We start from the raw sequence: 22,289 nt of genomic DNA on the forward strand, positions 1-22,289 counted from the left end.
GGAGCTAAATTTAGCGGGTTCCAACGGAACTGACCATCATTCATTTCACTAATTTTACCAATACCCGGAAATGGTAAATGTGCAAATGCAACGAAGGTTTGCTCTTGAGCAAAACGTTTAAAAATTGCTAAACGAGTTTCACTGGCTTTGACCGGATCGACATCAAAATCAACAGATAACTTGGGTTGTTCAAACTGTAAATGATACGAATGAACCACATCCCCGAGGATAGCAAAACTTTTAGCTTGCGACTTTAAGATAAAAGAATAATGCCCTGGTGTATGCCCAACACTCGGTAGTACTTCTAAGCCATTAATCACCGAACCAACGCTAAAGGTCTTAAAACTTCGCATAGTTTGATAAGGCGCAATCGCAGCTTTAATTTTTGCAACGGTCGCTAAATAACCTTCACGTTTTTCAGCAGCCAAAGTGTCGACGGTATTTTCACTTAACCAATACTGACTTTCTTGCTCATTGACGTAGACCGTTGCATTTGGAAACACGGCCTTGCCTTGTTTCGCAATGCCACATGCATGATCTGGATGTAAATGGGTTAAGAAAACACTGCGTACACGATTAAGCTTATAGCCGGCCGCTTCAATATTTTGTGCAATAGAACCTAAGTTTGGTCCAAAACAACTGGCTGCACCACTATCAACAAGACTGATGCCGCCTTGTCCATCATCAATCAGATAGGCATTGACACTGGTTTGTATGCCTTTGCTCTGATCAACCGCAAGCTTTTGGAATAAAGCACTGACTTCTTCTGGAGTTAAATTTTGTTTAAACAAATCAGGACTTAATTCGAGTGTCCCATCTTTTAAAGCAATGACTTTATATGCACCCACTTGGAAAGGATAAAATCCCATGGGCTGTGTCACATTCGTTTTGATTTCCGTTTGAATAACTGCCGGCTCTGCACTGACAAACTGGCTGGTTAAAAGTGTTGCTGCAAGCACAGCAAAACTAAAATTTTTCATTGTTGACCTATATCACTTTTATTATTTCATACAATGAAGCAAAGGCTTCAAAATTAAAAATTTTAAACGCCTTTATTGTGCCTGAAATTCAGGCAAATTTTAAGTCTCATACTGGATAAACATAGCACTAACTTGATACAGGCACATGTAAATCATCCTAAACTTTTAAGCCTAATAAAATAAAAGCTGAATGCAAGAAAACTTTAAGCTTGGCATGCTATATTTTCGCCAGTTTTTAAATCTATACGTCTGTACAGTACTATGAGTGAAATTTCCCCGTTTAAAGGTAAATCTGGACTTAAACGAATTTTTAATGCAACGCAATATTCCCTCGACGGATTCAAAGCTGCTTATCAAAATGAAGCTGCATTTCGACAAATTGTCTGGATGAATATTGTGCTTATTCCCACCAGTTGCTTACTCGATGTGAGTCGTGTTGAACATGTCCTTATGGTAGTGGTGTGTTTATTTGCCTTAATTGTTGAGTTATTCAATTCTGCTATTGAAGCCGTGGTCGACCGGGTATCTTTAGACAAGCATCCACTTTCTAAAATTGCCAAAGATATGGGAAGTGCAGCTCAATTTGTCGCTTTAGCAATTATTTTTTTTACTTGGTTAATTATCCTTTTGCCTTAAATAAAGGGGGTCTCATTATATTTGCAGGGTTATGCCCTGCTTTTTTATATCGACACACTTCAATAAATGGATTTAAGAAGATTTTAAAGCCATAAAAAAACCCAGCTTTCGCTGGGCTTTTTTCGAATCAGTTCAATGCTTAGTGAGCAGCGAATTGGTTCATTGTGTTTTTCGCATCGTCACCCGCTTTAAGCGCGTTGTCACCAGCGAAGATTTCTTTGTGGTCGTCACCGATGTCAGAACCCGCCATTGCTTGGTGTTTCACACAAGCGATACCGCCACGGATTTCTTTACGTTGTACGCCAGCAACATAAGCCAACATACCTTCAGAACCGAAGTAACCTTGAGCAAGTTCATGCGTAGAAAGTGCAGCTGTGTGGTAAGTCGGAAGTGTAATTAAGTGATGGAACACACCCGCTTCACGAGAAGCATCTGCTTGGAATGTACGAACTTTTTCGTCAGCTTCAGCAGCCAATTCAGAGTTATCGTACTCAGCGCTCATTAATTTAGCGCGGTCGTATGCAGATACGTCTTTACCTTCAGCAACCCAACGATCGTACGCTTGTTGACGGAAGTTTAATGTCCAGTTGAATGATGGAGAGTTGTTATAAACAAGTTTCGCATTTGGAACAACTTCACGTACACGGTTAACCATGTGAGCAATTTCTTCAACGTTTGGAGTCGCAGTTTCGATCCAAAGAAGGTCAGCACCATTTTGAAGGCTAGATACACAGTCAAGTACAACGCGGTCGATTTGCGTGTCTGGACGGAACTGGTACAAGCCAGAAGCAAGACGTTTTGGACGGTGAAGTTTCCCGTTACGCTTGATTAGGATTTCGTCTTCTTGAGCTTCTGAAATGTCAATTTCAGTTGTGTCTAAGTAGCTGATGTATTGAGAAGCGATGTCGCCTGGCTCTTTAACCACTGGGATTTTTTGAGTCAAGTCAGCGCCTTCAGAGTCAGTACGAGCAACGATGATACCGTCATCAAGACCCATTTCTAAGAATGCATAGCGAAGAGCGTGGATTTTCGCGATGAAGTCTTCGTGTGGAACTGTAACTTTACCAGCTTGGTGACCACATTGTTTAGCGTCAGATACTTGGTTTTCGATTTGTAGTGCACAAGCACCCGCTTCGATCATTTTCTTAGCTAGTAAGTAAGTCGCTTCTTCGTTACCGAAACCAGCGTCGATGTCCGCAATAATTGGCACAACGTGAGTTTGGAAGTTGTCGATTTGAGCAGTGATTTCTGCAGCTTTAGCAGTATCACCTGCTTCGTTTGCTTTTTTAAGCGCACGGAATAAGTCGTTTAATTCTTTCGCATCAGCTTGGCGAAGGAAAGTGTAGATTTCTTCGATCAATGCAGGAACTGAAGTTTTTTCGTGCATAGATTGGTCAGGAAGTGGACCAAATTCTGAACGAAGAGCTGCAACCATCCAACCAGAAAGGTAGATATAACGACGTTCAGTTGTACCGAAGTATTTTTTGTTCGCAATCATTTTTTGTTGTGCGATAAAACCGTGCCAGCAACCTAATGATTGAGTGTATTTGCTAGAATCAGCATCATAAGCAGCCATATCACGACGCATAATTGCAGCTGTATATTTCGCAATGTCTAAACCAGTTTTGAAACGGTTTTGCATTTGCATACGTGCAGCATCTTCTGGGCTAATATCGCGCCAAGTGCTTCCGAATTTTGCTTTTAATTCACGGATTGCATCAATCGCTGTTAAGTATGTAGACATGATATGTTCCTGTAATAATATTAGGATTTTTCTGCAACGTAAGGCTAAAATCATACCCTCGAATGATTGTTCAGATTTAGAACACTTCGTTGCGATAGACACAGAGTAGATTGACTAAAAAAATTAATCCAATATTCTGCATTAATTTTCAGTATTTATTTAAAAAATATGTAGATTAAAGTCGTATTATAACAATTAACCAATATTCAGAAGTATTTGTATTTAAATAATTTTATCAATAAATTTGGCTGATTTTTTTGTCTATTTTACAAACACTCTGATGAATTATTCTTCATTAGACTTAAGTCGACTGAGCATTCACTTTTAAAAAAAACAGCATTTTTTACGCCTTTTTTGCCCAAATTTACCGAGCTAAATACTTGGTTATTCTGTCTTCAAATGATCATGCAAATGAGATATTTCATCTAATTTTTTTGTTTTATGAACATCGCATCACATAAACAAAATTGCTCCGTATTTTTATTTCATTCACTTTAAAAATATCGGTCTAAACAGGTAATAAGTATTTAAGAAGTATGTGCTACGACTTCAGCAAATTTGTCTTAAAACTGCTGAATTTTAGTACAAAAGTACACGTCATTTTTTCATCCATTTTTTACACAAGCCTTAGTAGTTATGGCATAATCAGATAAATTTCATGATTTTATTGTCGGTATTTATTTTATGAATCTGGAGCGGGTCGATCTCAATCTATTAATTTATCTTGATGTACTTCTTCGTGAAAAAAATGTGACTCGTGCTGCCGAGCAACTGGGTGTAACTCAGCCTGCGATGAGTAATATTTTACGTCGTCTACGCAACTTATTTAATGATCCACTTCTTATTCGTTCTTCAGAAGGTATGACACCTACAGAACGTGCGCTTGAATTACAGCCACGTATCCGTGATGCACTTTCTGACCTTTCGATGATTTTGGAACCCCGTACCGAGTTCCGCCCTTACACCTCAAATCGTGTCTTCCGCATCATGACTTCAGATTATGCTGAAGCAACACTGGTGCCGCGCCTAGTAAAAGCTTTGCGCTCAGAAGCACCCAATGTGGTTCTCGATTTTTTAACGCCTAGTGATGTGTCTTATCGAGATATGGAACAAGGTAAAGTCGACTTGGCGATTAACCGCTTTAATGAAATTCCGCAAAGTTTCCACCAAGTTTTGGTCTGGCGTGACAGTTTTTCATGCCTTTTAAATGCCAAGCATCCTGCTGCAAATAATTTAAACCTGAAAAGCTATCTGGATGCACAACACATTTGGGTGTCTAAAACAGGTATGGGTGTCGGTTTTGGTGTCAACCCAGAAAAACAAGCGGGTCTAGGTTGGATTGATCAAGCCTTAGAACGTATTGGCCAAAAACGTAAAATTTCAGTTTTCACCCGTCATTATCAAATGCCGGGCTTATTGGCATCGAATGTTGACTTGGTTGCAACTCTGCCAAGCCGCATTGCTCGACTTCAAGCCAAAAGTCAAAACCTGTTACTTCGTGATCCACCATTCTATATTCCTGAATTTGAATTAAAAATGGCTTGGTGTCCATTACTTCATCATCACCCTGCTCATCGCTGGTTACGTCAACTTATCTTGTATGTTGCACGTCAAATGATTGAAGAAGAAAACCGCGAATACTTAATGAATAACTCTCAGTTTTCACAGTATCAGTAATTAATTCTTTAATTCCTTATTAATTCAAACGTATACTGTCACTATATAGGTAGTAGTTAAGACTACTACCTTGCCCATTTTTGTGTTAGAAATACAGAAAAATAGAATGAATCACAAACAGGTGTATTCGTGAGCCTTTTCCAAAATATTGTCATTATTATTCTCCTGATCGTCGGTGCGGGTTTTCTTTCACTAACAGAAATTGCCCTTGCGGGTGCACGAAAAGTAAAACTTAAAATTTTGGCTGAATCTGGAGATTCACGTGCACAACGTGTGCTTGACTTACAAGCCAACTCAGCAGACTTTTTCGCCGCATCACAAATTGGCTTAAATGCCGTGGCAATTCTTGGCGGTATTTTGGGTGAAGGTGCTTTTCGTCCTTATTTCATTAGCTTAGTCACTCGTTTTTATCAGGGCCCGTGGACTGAAACTATCGGTTTCACTCTGTCGTTTACTTTAGTCACATCCTTATTCATTCTATTTGCTGATTTGATGCCAAAACGTTTGGCGATGATTGCACCTGAAAAAATTGCCGTTGCTGTTGTAGACCCGATTCAAATCTTTATTAAGGTGTGTAAGCCAATGGCGTGGGTGATTAATGCCATTGCCAATTTGTTGTTTCGTTTATTCAAAGTGAATACAACACGTGATGACAATATTACCTTTGACGACATTTCAGCCGTGATGGATGCCGGTGCTCAAGCTGGTGTACTTCAAAAGCAAGAACACCACTTTATTGAAAACGTATTTGAGCTGGAAGAACGTAACGTCCCTTCAAGTATGACTACACGTGAAAACGTGGTGTACTTTACCCTAAAAGAATCAGAAGCCAGTATTCGTCAAAAACTCGCTGAATTTCCATATTCGAAGTTTTTGGTCTGTAGTGAAAATATTGATGACGTGATTGGCTATGTAGATGCCAAAGATATTTTGGTTCGTATCCTCAACAATCAGTCACTTTTACAACTCAACGAAAATACTATTCGTAATGTTCTCACGATTCCAGATACCTTAACACTGTCTGAATTACTCGATCGTTTCCGTTCAACCAAAGAAAAATTTGCCGTTGTAATTAACGAATATGCATTGGTTGTTGGCGTTATTACCCTCTCCGACATCATGATTACCGTGATGGGCGACTGGGTAACACCGATTGAAGCAGAACAACAAATTATTAAACGTGATGCAGATTCTTGGCTTATCGATGGCAGTACACCAATTGAAGATTTAAAGCATGCCCTCGCTTTAGATGAAATGCCCGATGAAGAAAACTATGAAACCCTTGCGGGCTTTATGATGTTTAAACTGCGTAAAATTCCACGTCCAGCTGACTTTGTTACTTATCATGGCTACAAATTTGAAGTTGTTGATGTAGACCACTTTAAAATTGACCAATTATTAGTGACCCGCTTACAACAGACTGAAACTGAACTTGATACACCAGAAGAATCGGATTAATTCGATTCTTCTTTTTTCTAAAACAATAAAATATAAATACGATGGAATACGAAGATGTCTTTTTCACTTAAAGCGATTTTGACTTGCTTTAGTTTTTATACTGGGGCTTATCTAATCTATTATTTTTTCAAAGCTCATCCACAACCTTTATTTCTATTGGTCGGTGTTGCACTGATCGTCACTGCTTGGTTTTTAACGCCTTATCCTTATGAACGTGGCAGACAACAATATGACGAAACCATGCGTTTTGGTCTGTTTTTTTATAATCCCTTAATTTTTTGGTTCCGATTTTTTAGTTGGCCGATTCGGACCCTACTGTCTATTTTTGCTTAAGTGCAATTATTGTGATCAAACTGGATCTACACCGCACTTACAGTTCTCTACAGATGTTGAATATATGTAAACAGACCACTTTTTTTGAATAAAAATTAAAATAAATCGAAAAACCGGCCTTCCTTAATATCTTCATTATTAATGACTATTTTTCATCAAAATAGTGATGTATTTCACATTTTCTCACCTTTGTTTTGACTGATGAAATTTCTCTTTATGCTCTGCCCTTGGATTTAAAAACAGCTTTATATTTCAAAGGAATGAACCATGTTAACCGTACTCGGTTTGGGCATGATCTTGTGTTTTATGTATTTGATCATGTCGAAACGCTTAAGCCCACTTGTCGCACTGACTTTAATTCCCCTACTTTTTGCCTTGATTGCGTGGTTACTTGGTTTTTATTTTGACAGCTTGTCACACATACAAATAAATGAAATTGGCGACATGATGATTGAAGGTGTAAAAAAACTTGCACCGACTGGCATCATGCTGCTTTTTGCGATTCTGTATTTTGCCATCATGATTGATACAGGTTTGTTCGACCCTTCGGTGAAATTTATTTTAAAAATGGTCAAAGGTGATCCCTTAAAAGTCGTTCTTGGAACCATTACCCTGACGTTAATTGTCTCTTTGGATGGAGATGGTTCTACAACATATATGATCTGTGTTGCGGCCATGCTGCCACTCTATATGCGCTTAGGTATGAGCCCACTGATTATGGCATGTTTGATTATGCTCTCTAGCGGCATTATGAACCTTACGCCATGGGGTGGGCCTACAGCCCGCGCCGCCAGCGCACTTCATGTCGACCCAAGTGATGTTTTTGTTCCGATGGTTTTACCGATGTTATTTGCCATCGGCTGGTTGTATTTCTTAGGAACGATGTATGGTCGCATGGAAAGAAAGCGTCTAGGAATTGTCCAATTGGATATCAGCCATGGTGAAAACATTCAAATCTCAGATAATCCAGAAGCCAACCGCGCAGATCTACGTTGGTTTAATGCACTGTTAACCGTCGTTCTGATGATTTTTCTGGTTTTTAGTATTTTACCTATGCCTATTTTATTCATGGTGGCTTTATGTATTGCGCTAGTCGTCAACTACAAAAATGTCGACTTGCAGAAAAAGTTAATCGCACATCATGCAGGTAGTGCTTTAAACGTGGTCGGCATTATTTTTGCTGCAGGTATTTTTACCGGAATTTTAGCTGGAACAGGCATGGTAGAAGCCATGTCCAAACAACTTGTGGCAATTATCCCTGAAAGTATGGGTCCCTATTTAGCACCGATTACCGCTGTCATCAGTATGCCGATGACTTTCTTTATGTCGAATGATGCTTTCTATTTTGGGGTTTTACCAATTCTTTCCGATGCAGCAGCTCATTATGGAATTGCACCTGTAGAAATGGCACGTGCCTCCATCGTAGGGCAACCTGTACACCTACTCTCTCCACTTGTCCCTTCGACCTATTTACTCTGTGGACTTGCGGGTATCGAGTTTGGACAACATCAGAAATTTACCATTATCTGGGCTGTAATCACGTGTTTTGTCATGTTAGCAGCAGGTCTGATCTTTGGAATGTTTCCATTTTATTCGAGCTTAACTTAAAAAGTTAAAGATAAAAAAAGCACCATCAGGTGCTTTTTTTATGCTTAACAATAAATGAACTAGCCAGTGTTTTACACTCACAGGTTCATTTGTAGTGATTAATGCTTTGAAATTAATGCTTCTAGAACTGCTTCATAATGAATACGAATGTCATCTTCTAAAATTTTATAGACATTGTCGAATTGCACCATTGGCCAGCCTTCTTTCCAAAATGGGAAAATATTATGCAGGTCATGAGTCACCGTTGCGTCTTCACGTACAATCGCTTGTGCAACTTGCGACAATACTTGTGCAGTTTCAGCACCATCAATCGCTAAATAATCGATACCACGAACTTTCAAAATACGGATACGATCTTTTTTGTAGCGGATTTTTTTACTTTGGCCTTCATTTAAGCCTAAAGCCAAAGTCACAGCTTCAACAAATTTATCTTCAAATGCTTGATTTAATTTCACCAAAGCTTGTTTGTGTGCTTCTTGACGACCAGCTTTTCCCCCACTACGAATCACTTCATTTGCTTCAGTATTTAAAACATCTGATTTCATCGACTGAAGAATGTCTAGAATTTCGATATCGCTTAATGTTTCAGGAGAGTGATCAGTCATAAACTGCCTATAAAAACTTAATATTCAATAAGTATGTATTTTCGCATAAAAGCAGCATGAAAACTGCGACCTTCGCTATAGAAATTGCGTTTTCTCTTATAATGTTCAGATATACAACATGATTTAGAAAAAAATTATGTCAAAAATATCGAAATCAACTATATTACTTTCACGCTTTAATACTAACGTCACAATATGGCTCAAAAGAAACAGGCTGCACTTTACCTTCAACAACTGAAACAGCAATATCCAGCAGCCTTTAAACATAATTATTTATTTTATAGCCAACTGAAAACTCAAGGCATTTTAGACGAACTCAAAGAACTCATTCCTTGGGTTTTGGCGGCGATGATTTTTATTTCTTTGAGCATGAGTATTGGTCATGCAGTGCAACTGTATTTTCCAGAAATGAGTGAGTTTCGAGCTCATGGTATTGCTGTATTAAGTATTATGCTGTTTTTCATGCTGGTTGTGCCTTTAGTTATCAAGCAAATCAAACACAGTTCGATGTCACTGTATCAAAGTTTGAAGAATACGCCGTTCAGACTTGCGATCGTGATTTTATTACAGTTACTCAATATCGCCTTTTTACAAAGTACCTTCGTTCAATCTGTATTGTTCTTTTTCGCCATGAGTTTCGGCTTTGTGCGTTTTTATAAAGAAAATCTATTCAAAGGTGGAAGTAACACGCAAGAATACTATTTTCTACAAGAGACACGTCGTATTGCTTACTGGTCGTATAAACAAATGCTTAAAGCAAAATTACGTTTGACACTCAGTAATCCAAATCAAGTAAATCATAAACAGTTATCTGAGCGCTTTACCCAGTTCCAAAATTTGCACATACAAATGCTACAACAGGAAAATCAGCTATGTAAAAAGCTAAAGCACCAAAATGTTGAACATTATCTTGATGAGTTAATGAAATAAGTCGACTTTGGTGTAGTGAAAAAAACTTTAATTCACTGCTCAAAATGTCAGTCAATACATCAATATTTTTGAATATTTTCAACTTATATGCATGAATTGATTGATTTTAAAACAAACACCATCAAATACACTTGCCAAGCTCCATTTCGTCCTCTATTATTGCGCACATGCCCGAGTGGTGAAATCGGTAGACACAGGGGATTTAAAATCCCCCGCCCACAAAGCGTGCCAGTTCGAGTCTGGCCTCGGGCACCATTCTTATACTTCTAAGATTGGTGCAATAAAAGATCCAGCAATTTGCTGGTTTTTTTATGCCTAAAATTTATAAATCTATTATTATTCAATGCCAATACCTTCAGATTTTAATCTCCCTGCACTACAACTTAAGCATCCCGATGCCTTTTATCAACGGCTGCTGTTTGCGCATTTTAAAATCATCAATCTCACACCCACTGCACCCATTTTAATCTTTAGCTTTTGCCTGATACTTTTAATCTCTCTTGGCAGCGCTGTACTTGGCCAGATGCTATCAACGGCACTTTCAATACACGACGCCAAAATGGCGTTCAATTTTGGTGTATTGATTATTCTTCCTTTGATCTATTGCTATGTCTGGTATGCACATTATCAAGCACGTTTTAGCAGTAAGTCCGCAGTTCCGCGTCTGCAAATACAACTGTATCTCCTTGGCGGATTCACACTTCTCCTTGCTATAAACTTTAAGTATCTACAAACAGATGTATTAAACCTCATCAGTCTCTGTGGACTTTTTTTCAGTCTGTTTTTATGTGTATTTACTGAATTATTTTATAAACCTGAAAGCAGCGCCATTGAACGAGTAAAACTACAAAAGCTTCGCCAACTGGCATTTTGGTCTTATCAACAATCTTTAAAACAAAAAGAGCATCAAATGTATTTCTACGCCCTACACTTACAAGCCATACAAGAAGAACAGAAACTATCAGCATCGATCAAATCATCGTTTAAAGATTTTATAGACAAAGCTAAATAATTTTTTAAATCCCTAGACACAAAAAAGCCCTGTCACTACAGGGCTTTTTTTAAAGTTCAATTACCATTCTCGGTTAGCAACTAACTCTTCCATTTCAATATCCATATGGCCTTCGTCTTGCAGCACCATCATCATGGCTTCTGCAATATAATCTGCAGCCGTATCATCCAAAGACGAATCTAAATCTTCAAATTGAGGTTTCATCTTATTGAGCTGTGCAACCGTTTCATTGGCAAAATGGTAGATATCAGTTGAACTTAAATCTGCTTTTGCAATTTTCTTCGCAAATTGAACAACCAATAACTTCACCTCTGCAACCAACACATCTGGGTAATATTCATCATCAAACATGGGTAGCAGTAAATCTGCAAACATACGAAACTCTATCACAAAACATTCAGGGCGCTTATATAACACAAATACTACAATTCACCAAATTTATTGGGATTCAGTATTTTCAAATCAGTCTGCATTCTGCATGGCTTGCCAAACACGTATCGCATCTACCGTCGCTTTGACGTCATGTGCGCGAACCATACATGCACCTTGTTGAATGCTGAGTAGATGCGCTGCAACCGAGCCTACAGCGCGATTTTGTGCATCTGCACCTCCAAGTGCTTCACCGATAAAACGCTTACGTGATAATGCAGACAGGATCGGATAGCCCATGTCATTCAATTGATAGAATTGCTGTAAAAGCTTTAAGTTTTGCTGCGCATTTTTAGCAAAACCAAAACCCGGATCAATCATAATATTTTCTGCACGCACGCCTGCGTCCAATGCATTTTGCACGCGTTGCTTTAATTCATCAATGACATCAGCCACAACATCTTGATACTGATCTAGATTATTCATCGTGGTGGGTTCGCCGCGCATATGCATAATGATCACTGGAATATCCAGTTTTGCAGCGGTTTCTAAGGCATTCGGCCGAGTTAATGCACGTACATCATTCCAGATATGCGCACCTGCCTGAACCGCTGCCTCAATCACCTCAGGTTGTGAGGTATCAATAGAAATCACCACATTGTGTTTGGATAAGGCTTCAACGACGGGTACGACCCGTCGAATTTCCTCTTCAACCTCAACAACAGATGCACCCGGACGTGTTGACTCACCACCGACATCAATCACTGTCGCGCCATCCACTATCATTTGTAAGGCATGTGCTATAGCTTGGTCTTTACCATTATGTTTGCCACCATCACTAAAAGAGTCCGGTGTGACATTTAAAATCCCCATCACATGTGGCTCTGACAAATCTAATTGCAAATTACCACAGTTTAAAATTTTATTAGGCAAAGACACCAACTTCATATTACACATCCAAGATTTTGCTGCGCTTATTTTAACGCTAAGTTTGCTCAGCATTTCGTTCACATGCATTTATTTTCATATAAAAAAACCACCCGAAGGTGGTTTTAAAATTTTATGCTTTTGGCAATGACGGTAATGGTGGTGGAACATCTGGACCATCCGTTGGTGTGACATCAATCACTGGATTTTCAGCGATGTACACTTTTGGTGGTTGAGGTTCACGACCTTCCATAATGTCACGGATTTGATCACGATCAATGGTTTCCCATTCAAGCAATGCTTTCACCATGGCATGTGCAATATCTTTGTTATTTTCAAGAATATCGCGAGCAACTTTATATTGCTCATCTAAAATACGACGAACTTCACGGTCAACTTCAAGCTGCGTTGCTTCAGAAATCACACGACTTCCTAAACCACCCATGAATGACTGCTGTGAATCATCTTCGTAAACCATGACACCCATTTTATCGGACATACCGTATTTAGTAACCATTGCTCGTGCCATTTTCGTTGCACGTTCAAAGTCATTTGAAGCACCAGTCGACATTTGGTTAATGAAGACTTCTTCTGCAATACGACCACCAAACAAAATTGAAAGTTCATTCAACATTTTGTCTTTGTAATGGCTGGTTTGGTCATGTTCAGGCAACTGCCAAGTCACACCCAGTGCCCAACCACGCGGCATGATTGTCACTTTATGCACAGGGTCTGTACCCGGCAATATTTCAGCAACAATTGCATGACCTGCTTCATGATAAGCCGTCGCACGACGTTCTTCTTCACGAATCACCATCGATTTACGTTCAGGACCCATGTAAAGCTTATCTTTTGCATCTTCAAAGTCATGCATATCGACCGTGTTCTTGTTACGACGTGCAGCAAACAGTGCCGCTTCGTTTACAAGGTTAGCCAACTGTGCACCCGAGAAGCCCGGTGTACCACGTGCTAAGACTTTGACATCTACACCAGTCACAGAAGGTAATTTTTTCAAATGTACATTCAGGATTTGCTCACGACCTTTAATATCCGGTAGAGATACCATCACTTGACGGTCAAAACGACCTGGACGAAGTAAAGCTTTATCCAATACGTCAGCACGGTTTGTTGCAGCAATGACGATAATACCTTCGTTGCCTTCAAAGCCATCCATTTCAACCAACATTTGGTTTAATGTTTGCTCACGCTCATCATTACCACCGCCTGTACCTGAACCACGGTGACGACCAACAGCATCGATCTCATCAATGAAAATGATACATGGCGCATGACGCTTTGCTTGTTCAAACATGTCACGGACACGAGACGCACCCACACCCACGAACATTTCAACAAAGTCAGAACCCGAAATACTAAAGAACGGTACTTTCGCTTCACCCGCAATCGCTTTAGCAAGTAAAGTTTTACCTGTACCCGGAGGACCAACCATAAGCACACCTTTCGGAATGCTTGCACCAAGTCGTTTGAACTTAGATGGATCTTTTAGGAAGTCAACGATTTCAACAACTTCTTGTTTAGCTTCATCACAGCCCGCAACATCAGTAAATGTCACTTTGATTTGGTCTTCAGACAGCATTTTTGCTTTTGACTTACCAAAACTCATTGGGCCATTCTTACCACCAGCCCCACCACCCATGTTGCGCATAAAGAACATGAATAACAGAATGATTAAAAGAACAGGGAAACTTGCAATCAGAAGTTGCATCAAAATACTTTGACGCTGTGGCGCTGTACCTTCAACAACAACATTGTTCTTGATTAGGTTCGGCATAAGTTCAGGATCTTGAACCGCAGGACGGATACTTTCAAACTCAGAACCGTTTGATTTTTCGCCACGAATTCTTTCGCCATCAATGGTGACTTGTTTAATCTGACCCGCATTTACGGCTGCCACGAACTCAGAATAGTTCATCGCGGTCGGTTGATTGCGGTCACTGACGTTGCTGAAGATTAAAACCAGCACGCCTAGGATAACCAGCCACAACACGGCATTCTTAAAAAGATCGCTCAAAGCTTTATTCCCATTTCTATCTAATTCGTTCAATCCCATTTACATGGGTGACTCTAATACTTACGCTGCAGAGTAGCTTCGCAATAATTTAAAAACGTACAAAATGCACAATTTTTAACGAGTTGGCAAGTAAACTTTACTTGAAAGCTTTCTTACGTCCCTGCCCGATTAAAAACACTTCTTTAGATCGAGCACGTGAAGCCGCCGGTTTTGCTGTTTTCAGCACATCAAATGTGTCTACAACTTGCTTACGGTATTCATCAAATCCAACACCTTGGAACACTTTAACAACAAATTGTCCATTTGGTCCAAGAACCTTTTGAGCAAAGTCGATTGCTAATTCACAAAGATAAATCTGACGCGGTTGATCTACAGCCTTATTACCTGATGTATTGGGGGCCATATCTGAAATTACAACGTCTACAGTACGTCCATCTAAAATTTTTAACAATTCATCGAACACTTCTTGTTCACGAAAGTCACCTTGCAAGAAGGTCACATCGGGTAAAGCATCCATGGGTAAAATATCAGAAGCAATCACCAAACCTTTGTCGCCAACAAGTTTACCGGCAATTTGCGACCAACTACCTGGTGCAGCACCTAAGTCGACAACGGTCATGCCTGGCTTGATCAATTTGTATTTTTCTTGAATTTCAAGCAATTTATAAGCGGCACGCGCACGATATCCTTCCTTTTGTGCTTTTTTCACAAAGGGGTCATCAAGATGCTCACGCATCCAGTCACGACTACTTTTGGATAATTTCTGGTTAGTAATGCGGGTAGCCATAACTCTCTAAATAAAAAAAACTTCTCAGTCTTGATTGTACGTGAAATTCAGCACTTTTGCAGTAGACATGTGTATCTAAAAAGCATCTTAAATCATGTTTTTTTCAATAATCTTCATCGAGAAAATGCCGATTAAATACAGCGCTTCAACTTTGATTTTGCTATACTAGGTCGTTTTTAAAATTAGGTTATATTTATGGCGGCTTTATCTATTCAAGAACGTAAACGCTTACGTCAAATTGGTCACACCCTAAACCCAGTTGTAATGGTTGCGGACAAAGGCTTATCAGAAAGCGTTGTTGAAGAATTAAACCGTGCGTTAAACGACCATGAGTTAATTAAAGTGAAAGTTGTGGCAGAAGACCGTGAAGCTCGTGCTGCAATGATTACTGAAATTGCGACAGTTTCAGGTTCTGAAGTTGTTCAAACGATTGGTAAGATTGCTTTGATTTACCGCAAAGCGGCAAAACAAAATGCAAAACTGTCTAACCTTGTTCGCTACGCACACCTGTCTAACTAAACATTTATGGCAAGTTTTGAACTCAGCGCTTTTGATCGTCGCTTTCAGGCTGTATCAGTCGTAGGTGCTATCGAACAACAAAGCCCATATACTTTAAATGTGGGTTATTGGATTCGAGACCCAAATCAACTGATTCAATGGCCAGAATTGGTATCAGCTCACCCACGAATCGATTTTTTGTGGGAACAGACCTGCCTAGAAGTTTTTATTGGTGTACGCAACGAAGACTTTTATCGTGAAATCAACCTCTCCCCTTCACAAGCTTGGCAGGTTTACCAGTTTGAAGAATATCGCTATCCAGAAGATATGCCGCCACAAGCTGCTTACGATATCGAACTGAATCAGTTGAAACGGACGCACTATGGCTTAAATGTCAGTCTTGATCTGACAGAATTTATGCTGAAGTACAAACTTAAATGGGAAGATCTCTATATTGGTCTAACTGCAGTACTGAAAACCTCTCAAGGTGAACAGTACTATGCCATGCAGCATAGTAGTCCAAATGCTGACTTTCACAACAAACGTGATTGGCTACATCAGTTCTAAACTTTTTAATGTTTTGATCTTCGATAAAAAGCAAAAGTACGATCTTTTGCTTTTTTATTGCCTGCTTATTTTTAAATAAGTGCTTTGTACTTAAATGTACTATTCACAATAAGGGAGCCATTAATGGCTCCCTTATGCATATATAGCGTTAACTTTAAGTTTAATTCGCTCTCACCCAATCCAGCTCCCTAGAATGACTAGACTTAGCTTAAGCGCTTTAAAATTCATGTCATTCACAATTAACTTTTAAGATTTGTGGTTTGATCCGTAACTTCAGCTTTCACTGGTGAAATTTTTTTCCACGCTTCCAAAGTATGTTCCTTAGAACGCTTAAATGTTTCTGTTAAATGATCTTTGTGCTTTCCTGAAATTTGGGTCACATCTTCTTTCAGCTCTTTTCCAAGTTTTGAAAGATCATCAATAACCGTATTAAACTCAGTTTTCACAAACTCTTTGAGTTCACTAAAATCTTTTTGCGATGAACCAAACTGAACTTTTAACTGATCAAGTTTATTCAATACATCTTGCTTCAAATGACGCAATTGATCTTGCACACTGGCATTCAACTGCTTTGCCTCTGCTCCGATCTTTTCTTTGCTTTCAGTAACCGCTTCTGTGGCTTGAACACTCGCTTCTTTTGTAACTTGTTCAAGCTTTTCAGCACCTTCGATAACGACTTCTTTCAGGGAGGATTTAGCCGCCGTTTGTTTTTGTTGTGTTGCCATGACTTTGTACCTGTAGTTTTTGCTGACCGAACCACATTAGCGCTTTTTGATAAATTTTAATTTATGATTTGTCTGACAATAATTAATTGCTTACATTTTTCTACGATTTTGCAAAACCAAACTTTATTCTAAAATGCAAGCGCTTTATCTGCTTTATTCCTAATATTTACAATGGACTTTCAGTGGCTTTCTGCGTATAATGCCGTGTTAAGTTCAAGCGAGCAGATGTAAGGAGGGTAGGTTTTTAAGCAGCCTTCCTTTTTTTTCGTCTTCTCGCTTTTTTACAGCCTAAATTTCAGGAGCTTTGGTTTGAGCACCCCAGCAATTTTAGCCCTTGCCGATGGTACTATTTTTAAAGGTACTTCAATTGGCGCATCGGGTAGTACGACTGGTGAAGTCGTTTTCAACACTGCCATGACTGGCTATCAAGAAATTTTGACTGACCCAAGTTATGCACAACAACTTGTGACCCTAACTTACCCACATATCGGTAACACAGGTTGTAATGATGAAGACGCTGAGTCAGGTCGAATTCATAAAGTATGGGCCAACGGATTGATCATTCGTGACCTACCTTTATTGCATAGCAACTTCCGTGCTGAGCAATCACTAAGTGATTACCTTAAACAACACAATGTTGTTGCTATCGCAGATATTGATACTCGTAAATTAACGCGTATTCTGCGATCAAAAGGTGCGCAAAACGGTTGTATCCTTGCTGGTGAAAACGCGACTGAAGAAGAAGCGTTAGCTAAAGCACGTGCTTTTGGTGGTCTTAATGGTTTAGACCTTGCAAAAGAATGCTGTGATCCGACCGGTTTCGAGTGGACTGAAGGCTCTTGGGCGCTTGGTAAAGGTTTCGCTCAACCAGAACTTAAATTCCATGTTGTTGCATACGATTACGGTGTCAAAACCAACATCTTACGTATGCTCGCAGACCGCGGTTGTAAATTGACTGTCGTGCCTGCGCAAACTCCTGCTGCTGATGTACTTGCGCTGAATCCAGATGGCGTGTTCTTATCGAACGGCCCCGGCGATCCAGCAGCATGTGATTATGCAATTGAAGCTGTAAAAACAATTGTAGAAGACGCACGTAATGTACCTGTATTCGGTATTTGCTTAGGTCACCAAATTCTTGCACTTGCATCAGGTGCAAAAACTGTGAAAATGCCTCACGGTCACCACGGTGCTAACCATCCTGTACAAAACTTAGAAAATGGTACAGTGATGATTACTTCTCAAAACCACGGCTTCGCAGTGGATGCAGAAACTCTTCCTGCAAACTTGAAAGCTACGCACAAATCGCTGTTCGACCAAACCCTTCAAGGGATTCATCGTACAGACAAACCTGCGTTCAGTTTCCAAGGTCACCCAGAAGCAAGCCCTGGTCCACATGACTGCGCACCACTTTTCGATCATTTCATCGAACTTATCGAAGCATCTAAGAAGTAATTAAGGAAGCATCATGGCTAAACGTACAGACATTAAAAGCATCTTAATTATTGGTGCTGGTCCGATTGTGATTGGTCAGGCGTGTGAGTTTGACTATTCAGGCGCGCAAGCGTGTAAAGCGCTTCGTGAAGAAGGTTACCGAGTTATTCTTGTTAACTCTAACCCTGCAACGATTATGACTGACCCTGCAATGGCAGATGCAACGTATATCGAACCGATTACGTGGCAAACTGTTGCAGCGATCATTGAGAAAGAACGCCCAGATGCAGTTCTTCCAACAATGGGTGGTCAAACTGCATTGAACTGTGCCCTCGCCCTTGATGAGCACGGCATTTTAGAAAAATACAATGTTGAATTGATCGGCGCGACTAAAGAAGCAATTGAAAAAGCCGAAGACCGTAAACTCTTCGACCAAGCAATGCGTAAAATTGGTCTTGAATGTCCAAAAGCTGACATCGCTGAATCAATGGAAGAAGCGTTAGAAATTCAAGCACGCTTCGGTTTCCCTGTGATTATCCGTCCATCATTTACGATGGGTGGTTCAGGCGGTGGTATCGCATACAACAAAGAAGAATTTATCGAGATCTGTGAACGCGGTTTCGACCTTTCTCCTACTCACCAACTTTTAATTGATGAATCATTGATTGGTTGGAAAGAGTACGAAATGGAAGTTGTTCGTGACAAAAACGACAACTGTATCATTGTATGTACCATTGAAAACTTTGACCCAATGGGCGTGCACACAGGTGACTCAATCACTGTTGCCCCTGCACAAACATTAACAGACAAAGAATTCCAACTTTTACGTAATGCCTCTTTAGCAGTACTTCGTGAAATTGGTGTAGAAACGGGTGGTTCGAACGTTCAGTTCGGTATTAACCCGAAAGATGGCCGTATGGTTGTGATCGAGATGAACCCTCGTGTTTCTCGTTCATCTGCTTTGGCATCTAAAGCAACCGGTTTCCCAATTGCAAAAATTGCAGCGAAATTGGCAGTCGGTTATACCCTTGATGAATTGAAAAATGACATCACTGGCGGTACAACTCCTGCATCATTCGAACCTGCGATTGACTATGTTGTGACTAAGATTCCTCGTTTCAACTTCGAGAAATTCCCACAAGCTGATGCAACTTTAACTACACAGATGAAATCTGTGGGTGAAGTCATGGCAATTGGCCGTAACTTCCAAGAGTCAGTACAAAAAGCGCTTCGTGGTCTTGAAGTGGGTGCTGCTGGCTTTGATGAAAAAATCGAAGTGGGTACTGAAGGTGCGAAAGAAAAAATCCTTCAAGAACTTAAAGTGCCTGGTCCTGAGCGTATTTGGTACGTTGGCGATGCATTCCGTCATGGTTTCACGTTAGATGAAGTGTTCGCTGCGACGAATATTGACCGTTGGTTCTTGATCCAAATCGAAGACATCATCAAAACTGAAGAGAAAATCAAATCTTTAGGTTTTGGTGACTTAAACACTGATAACATCCGTTCGTTCAAACGCAAAGGTTTATCTGACCTTCGTATTGCGAAATTGATGGGTATTTCACAAAAACAATTCCGTAAACACCGTTGGAACTTGGGCGTGACCCCTGTTTACAAACGTGTAGATACATGTGCGGCTGAATTCGAATCTGATACAGCTTACATGTACTCAACTTACGATGAAGAATGTGAAGCGAATCCGTCTACTCGCGACAAGATCATGGTCATCGGTGGCGGTCCTAACCGTATTGGTCAAGGTATCGAATTCGATTACTGCTGTGTACACGCTGCCCTTGCAATGCGTGAAGACGGCTATGAAACTATCATGGTGAACTGTAACCCTGAAACGGTTTCTACGGATTACGACACATCAGATCGTTTGTACTTCGAACCAATCACTTTGGAAGATGTACTTGAAATCGTACGTATCGAGAAGCCTAAAGGCATTATCGTTCAGTACGGCGGTCAAACTCCGCTTAAATTGGCTCGTGCTTTAGAAGAAGCTGGTGCGCCAATTATCGGTACATCACCTGACGCGATTGACCGTGCAGAAGACCGTGAACGTTTCCAACAAATGATTCAACGTCTACAACTTCGTCAACCAAACAACAGCATCGTAAAATCTGCTGAAGAAGGTATGGCTGAAGCAGCAAAAGTTGGCTACCCACTTGTGGTACGTCCATCTTATGTCCTTGGTGGCCGTGCGATGGAAATCGTGTACAACGACGAAGAATTGAAACGTTACTTACGTGATGCGGTTCAAGCATCTAACGAAGCGCCAGTACTTCTTGACCACTTCCTTGACGATGCGATTGAAGTTGACGTGGACTGCGTATCTGACGGTAAAGACGTTGTGATCGGCGGTATCATGCAGCATATCGAACAAGCTGGTATTCACTCAGGTGACTCAGCATGTTCTATTCCTCCTTACTCTTTATCTCAAGAAGTACAGGACGAAATGCGTCGTCAAACCATCGCTATGGCAAAAGAGCTTGGCGTAATTGGTTTAATGAACGTACAGTTTGCGGTTAAAGGTACTGACGTATACATTCTAGAAGTGAACCCACGTGCATCACGTACTGTTCCGTTCGTTTCTAAGTGTATCGGTGAATCTTTAGCGAAAGTTGCTGCGCGTTGTATGGCAGGTCAATCTCTAGAATCTCAAGGATTCACTACAGAGATTATTCCTGAACACTTCTCTGTAAAAGAAGCTGTGTTCCCATTCAACAAATTCCCTGGTGTTGACCCAATTCTTGGCCCTGAGATGAAATCTACAGGCGAAGTGATGGGTGTAGGTAAAACATTTGGTGAAGCGTTCTATAAAGCTGTGTTAGGCTCTAATGACCGTTTACCAGGCCTACCAACGGAAGGCGAAGTTAAACATGCATTCTTATCTGTTCGTCATTCTGACAAGCCTCGTGCTGTTGGTATTGCGAAACAGTTGACAGATCTTGGCTTTAAAGTGATCGCTACTGGCGGTACTTATGATGTGATTAAAGATGCTGGTATTGAATGTGAACGTGTGAACAAAGTGACTGAAGGCCGTCCTAATATCGTTGACCGCTTGAAAAATGGCGAAGTTCACCTCATTATCAATACAACTGAAGGCAAACAGGCTCAAGAAGATTCATTCTCGATCCGTCGCTCTGCATTACAAGGTAAAGTGTATTACACAACTACCCTTAACGGTGCTGATGCAGTATGCCAAGCTTTAGCAATCAAATTGCCAATGGATGTATACCGCTTACAAGACCTTACTAAAGGTTAATTAAGTTACCGAGAAGTCCCGCTACCTCTCGGTGGCGGGCTTTTTTTCATTTCTAGGTCAGTAAAAATTTTACTGATTTTTTCTTTTTACAAACATGAGGGACAACAATGCAACGTTATCCTATGACTCCCGAAGGCAAAATTGCCCTAGAGAAAGAATTACAGCAACTTAAAAGTGTTGATCGTCCACGTATTACTGCAGCAATTGCTGAAGCGCGTGAACATGGGGATTTGAAAGAAAACGCTGAATACCACGCTGCTCGCGAGCAACAAGGTTTCTGTGAAGGCCGTATCCAAGATATCGAAGGTAAATTGGGTGCTTGCCAAGTAATTGATGTTAAATCACTTGAGCAAAATGGCCGTGTGGTTTTCGGTGTGACTGTGACCATTGAAAACTTAGATACTGAAGAACAAAAGACTTATAAAATCGTTGGTGATGACGAAGCAGATTTTAAAATCAACAAAATCTCTGTGAATTCACCAATTGCGCGTGGTCTTTTGGGTAAAAACGAAGGCGACGATGTAAAAATCAACACACCACAAGGTGAAGTTGAGTATGAAATTTCTAAAGTTGAATATCTTTAATTCATTAAGATAAGCAATTTTAAGCCCCTCTTTTGAGGGGTTTTTTATTATTGTATGTTTTCCTTAGCCCAATGTATGCTATCGAGTGACCAAAATGTACGTTCAGCAACAATAGTCGACT

20 protein-coding genes and 1 tRNA gene are annotated in these 22,289 nt (G+C 40.2%); 13 read left to right on the forward strand and 8 right to left on the reverse strand.

The features are described 5' to 3' along the window. A partial coding sequence (locus tag FTU13_RS01630) for an MBL fold metallo-hydrolase (RefSeq protein ID WP_218955867.1) occupies positions 1-980 on the reverse strand: 980 nt, incomplete at its 3' end. 261 nt (positions 981-1,241) lie between these two features. Between FTU13_RS01630 and FTU13_RS01635 the strand changes: the two genes are divergently transcribed. Further along, complete coding sequence (locus FTU13_RS01635) at positions 1,242-1,616, forward strand: diacylglycerol kinase (protein WP_078192151.1); 375 nt, start codon at positions 1,242-1,244, stop codon at positions 1,614-1,616. A 139-nt stretch (positions 1,617-1,755) separates the two neighbouring features. Here the strand turns inward: FTU13_RS01635 and FTU13_RS01640 are convergent, their stop codons facing one another. Next, on the reverse strand, positions 1,756-3,360 hold the full coding sequence (locus FTU13_RS01640; protein WP_078192152.1) for an isocitrate lyase: 1,605 nt from the start codon (positions 3,358-3,360) through the stop codon (positions 1,756-1,758). A gap of 684 nt (positions 3,361-4,044) precedes the next feature. Between FTU13_RS01640 and FTU13_RS01645 the strand changes: the two genes are divergently transcribed. From FTU13_RS01645 to FTU13_RS01660, 4 genes are all read left to right on the forward strand, one after another. Then, complete coding sequence (locus tag FTU13_RS01645; protein WP_078191331.1) at positions 4,045-5,037, forward strand: LysR family transcriptional regulator; 993 nt, start codon at positions 4,045-4,047, stop codon at positions 5,035-5,037. A 129-nt stretch (positions 5,038-5,166) separates the two neighbouring features. Beyond that, on the forward strand, positions 5,167-6,495 hold the full coding sequence (locus FTU13_RS01650) for a hemolysin family protein (RefSeq protein ID WP_180023248.1): 1,329 nt from the start codon (positions 5,167-5,169) through the stop codon (positions 6,493-6,495). Between the two features lie 54 nt (positions 6,496-6,549). Next, positions 6,550-6,828, forward strand: coding sequence for a hypothetical protein (locus FTU13_RS01655; RefSeq protein WP_180126338.1), 279 nt, complete (start codon positions 6,550-6,552; stop codon positions 6,826-6,828). Positions 6,829-7,095: 267 nt separating this feature from the next. Then, on the forward strand, positions 7,096-8,436 hold the full coding sequence (locus FTU13_RS01660; RefSeq protein WP_180126335.1) for a CitMHS family transporter: 1,341 nt from the start codon (positions 7,096-7,098) through the stop codon (positions 8,434-8,436). Between the two features lie 98 nt (positions 8,437-8,534). Here FTU13_RS01660 and FTU13_RS01665 read toward each other — a convergent pair whose 3' ends face one another. Then, complete coding sequence (locus FTU13_RS01665) at positions 8,535-9,041, reverse strand: hypothetical protein (RefSeq protein WP_078191335.1); 507 nt, start codon at positions 9,039-9,041, stop codon at positions 8,535-8,537. Positions 9,042-9,236: 195 nt separating this feature from the next. On the opposite strand from FTU13_RS01665, the gene FTU13_RS01670 reads away from it, so the two are divergent. From FTU13_RS01670 to FTU13_RS01680, 3 genes are all read left to right on the forward strand, one after another. Further along, complete coding sequence (locus FTU13_RS01670) at positions 9,237-9,971, forward strand: hypothetical protein (RefSeq protein WP_180126333.1); 735 nt, start codon at positions 9,237-9,239, stop codon at positions 9,969-9,971. A 169-nt stretch (positions 9,972-10,140) separates the two neighbouring features. Continuing rightward, positions 10,141-10,226 (forward strand) — tRNA-Leu (locus FTU13_RS01675). 88 nt (positions 10,227-10,314) lie between these two features. Continuing rightward, entirely contained in the window at positions 10,315-10,983 is a 669-nt protein-coding gene (locus FTU13_RS01680) for a hypothetical protein (RefSeq protein WP_180126331.1), read from the forward strand. Positions 10,984-11,043: 60 nt separating this feature from the next. Here FTU13_RS01680 and FTU13_RS01685 read toward each other — a convergent pair whose 3' ends face one another. The 4 genes from FTU13_RS01685 to rlmE form a co-directional block, all read right to left on the reverse strand. Beyond that, positions 11,044-11,358 (reverse strand): DUF5713 family protein, encoded by a 315-nt coding sequence (locus FTU13_RS01685; RefSeq protein ID WP_078191338.1) that lies wholly within the window; start codon positions 11,356-11,358, stop codon positions 11,044-11,046. An 87-nt stretch (positions 11,359-11,445) separates the two neighbouring features. Beyond that, the gene (gene folP / locus FTU13_RS01690) at positions 11,446-12,300 is read right to left on the reverse strand and encodes a dihydropteroate synthase (protein WP_218955104.1); all 855 of its coding nucleotides are present in this window, start codon (positions 12,298-12,300) and stop codon (positions 11,446-11,448) included. A 112-nt stretch (positions 12,301-12,412) separates the two neighbouring features. Beyond that, the gene (gene ftsH / locus FTU13_RS01695; protein WP_078191443.1) at positions 12,413-14,311 is read right to left on the reverse strand and encodes an ATP-dependent zinc metalloprotease FtsH; all 1,899 of its coding nucleotides are present in this window, start codon (positions 14,309-14,311) and stop codon (positions 12,413-12,415) included. A gap of 136 nt (positions 14,312-14,447) precedes the next feature. After that, positions 14,448-15,098, reverse strand: coding sequence for a 23S rRNA (uridine(2552)-2'-O)-methyltransferase RlmE (gene rlmE, locus FTU13_RS01700; protein WP_078192159.1), 651 nt, complete (start codon positions 15,096-15,098; stop codon positions 14,448-14,450). Positions 15,099-15,293: 195 nt separating this feature from the next. On the opposite strand from rlmE, the gene FTU13_RS01705 reads away from it, so the two are divergent. Continuing rightward, a complete protein-coding gene (locus FTU13_RS01705) occupies positions 15,294-15,617 on the forward strand; it encodes a YhbY family RNA-binding protein (RefSeq protein ID WP_078191340.1) in 324 nt (107 codons plus the stop codon). A 6-nt stretch (positions 15,618-15,623) separates the two neighbouring features. Then, positions 15,624-16,163: a DOMON-like domain-containing protein gene (locus FTU13_RS01710; RefSeq protein ID WP_180083791.1), complete on the forward strand. Its 540-nt coding sequence runs from the start codon at positions 15,624-15,626 to the stop codon at positions 16,161-16,163. A 239-nt stretch (positions 16,164-16,402) separates the two neighbouring features. On the opposite strand, the gene FTU13_RS01715 is transcribed toward FTU13_RS01710, so the two are convergent. Beyond that, positions 16,403-16,888, reverse strand: coding sequence for a hypothetical protein (locus FTU13_RS01715; protein WP_180126329.1), 486 nt, complete (start codon positions 16,886-16,888; stop codon positions 16,403-16,405). 309 nt (positions 16,889-17,197) lie between these two features. Between FTU13_RS01715 and carA the strand changes: the two genes are divergently transcribed. The 3 genes from carA to greA all read left to right on the forward strand — a co-directional run bounded on the left by carA (position 17,198) and on the right by greA (position 22,168). Then, positions 17,198-18,340, forward strand: coding sequence for a glutamine-hydrolyzing carbamoyl-phosphate synthase small subunit (gene carA / locus FTU13_RS01720; protein WP_078192162.1), 1,143 nt, complete (start codon positions 17,198-17,200; stop codon positions 18,338-18,340). Between the two features lie 13 nt (positions 18,341-18,353). Next, positions 18,354-21,584 carry a carbamoyl-phosphate synthase large subunit gene (carB, locus tag FTU13_RS01725; RefSeq protein WP_180126327.1) on the forward strand — a complete coding sequence of 1,077 codons (3,231 nt, stop codon included), beginning with the start codon at positions 18,354-18,356 and terminating at the stop codon, positions 21,582-21,584. A 107-nt stretch (positions 21,585-21,691) separates the two neighbouring features. Further along, positions 21,692-22,168 (forward strand): transcription elongation factor GreA, encoded by a 477-nt coding sequence (greA, locus tag FTU13_RS01730; RefSeq protein WP_078192164.1) that lies wholly within the window; start codon positions 21,692-21,694, stop codon positions 22,166-22,168. Positions 22,169-22,289 lie beyond the last annotated feature (121 nt).

The sequence above is a fragment of the Acinetobacter sp. YH12064 genome, assembly GCF_013419735.1.
Taxonomy (GTDB): Bacteria; Pseudomonadota; Gammaproteobacteria; order Pseudomonadales; family Moraxellaceae; genus Acinetobacter; species Acinetobacter amyesii.

Coding starts and splice junctions, on each gene's coding strand:
- FTU13_RS01685 (WP_078191338.1), bottom strand. CDS start 11,358: ATGTTTGCAGATTTACTGCTACCCATGTTTGATGATGAATATTACCCA.
- folP (WP_218955104.1), bottom strand. CDS start 12,300: ATGAAGTTGGTGTCTTTGCCTAATAAAATTTTAAACTGTGGTAATTTG.
- FTU13_RS01660 (WP_180126335.1), top strand. CDS start 7,096: ATGTTAACCGTACTCGGTTTGGGCATGATCTTGTGTTTTATGTATTTG.
- FTU13_RS01710 (WP_180083791.1), top strand. CDS start 15,624: ATGGCAAGTTTTGAACTCAGCGCTTTTGATCGTCGCTTTCAGGCTGTA.
- FTU13_RS01640 (WP_078192152.1), bottom strand. CDS start 3,360: ATGTCTACATACTTAACAGCGATTGATGCAATCCGTGAATTAAAAGCA.
- FTU13_RS01655 (WP_180126338.1), top strand. CDS start 6,550: ATGTCTTTTTCACTTAAAGCGATTTTGACTTGCTTTAGTTTTTATACT.
- FTU13_RS01705 (WP_078191340.1), top strand. CDS start 15,294: ATGGCGGCTTTATCTATTCAAGAACGTAAACGCTTACGTCAAATTGGT.
- FTU13_RS01715 (WP_180126329.1), bottom strand. CDS start 16,888: ATGGCAACACAACAAAAACAAACGGCGGCTAAATCCTCCCTGAAAGAA.
- greA (WP_078192164.1), top strand. CDS start 21,692: ATGCAACGTTATCCTATGACTCCCGAAGGCAAAATTGCCCTAGAGAAA.
- FTU13_RS01635 (WP_078192151.1), top strand. CDS start 1,242: ATGAGTGAAATTTCCCCGTTTAAAGGTAAATCTGGACTTAAACGAATT.
- carB (WP_180126327.1), top strand. CDS start 18,354: ATGGCTAAACGTACAGACATTAAAAGCATCTTAATTATTGGTGCTGGT.
- FTU13_RS01670 (WP_180126333.1), top strand. CDS start 9,237: ATGGCTCAAAAGAAACAGGCTGCACTTTACCTTCAACAACTGAAACAG.
- FTU13_RS01665 (WP_078191335.1), bottom strand. CDS start 9,041: ATGACTGATCACTCTCCTGAAACATTAAGCGATATCGAAATTCTAGAC.
- FTU13_RS01645 (WP_078191331.1), top strand. CDS start 4,045: ATGAATCTGGAGCGGGTCGATCTCAATCTATTAATTTATCTTGATGTA.
- FTU13_RS01680 (WP_180126331.1), top strand. CDS start 10,315: ATGCCAATACCTTCAGATTTTAATCTCCCTGCACTACAACTTAAGCAT.
- rlmE (WP_078192159.1), bottom strand. CDS start 15,098: ATGGCTACCCGCATTACTAACCAGAAATTATCCAAAAGTAGTCGTGAC.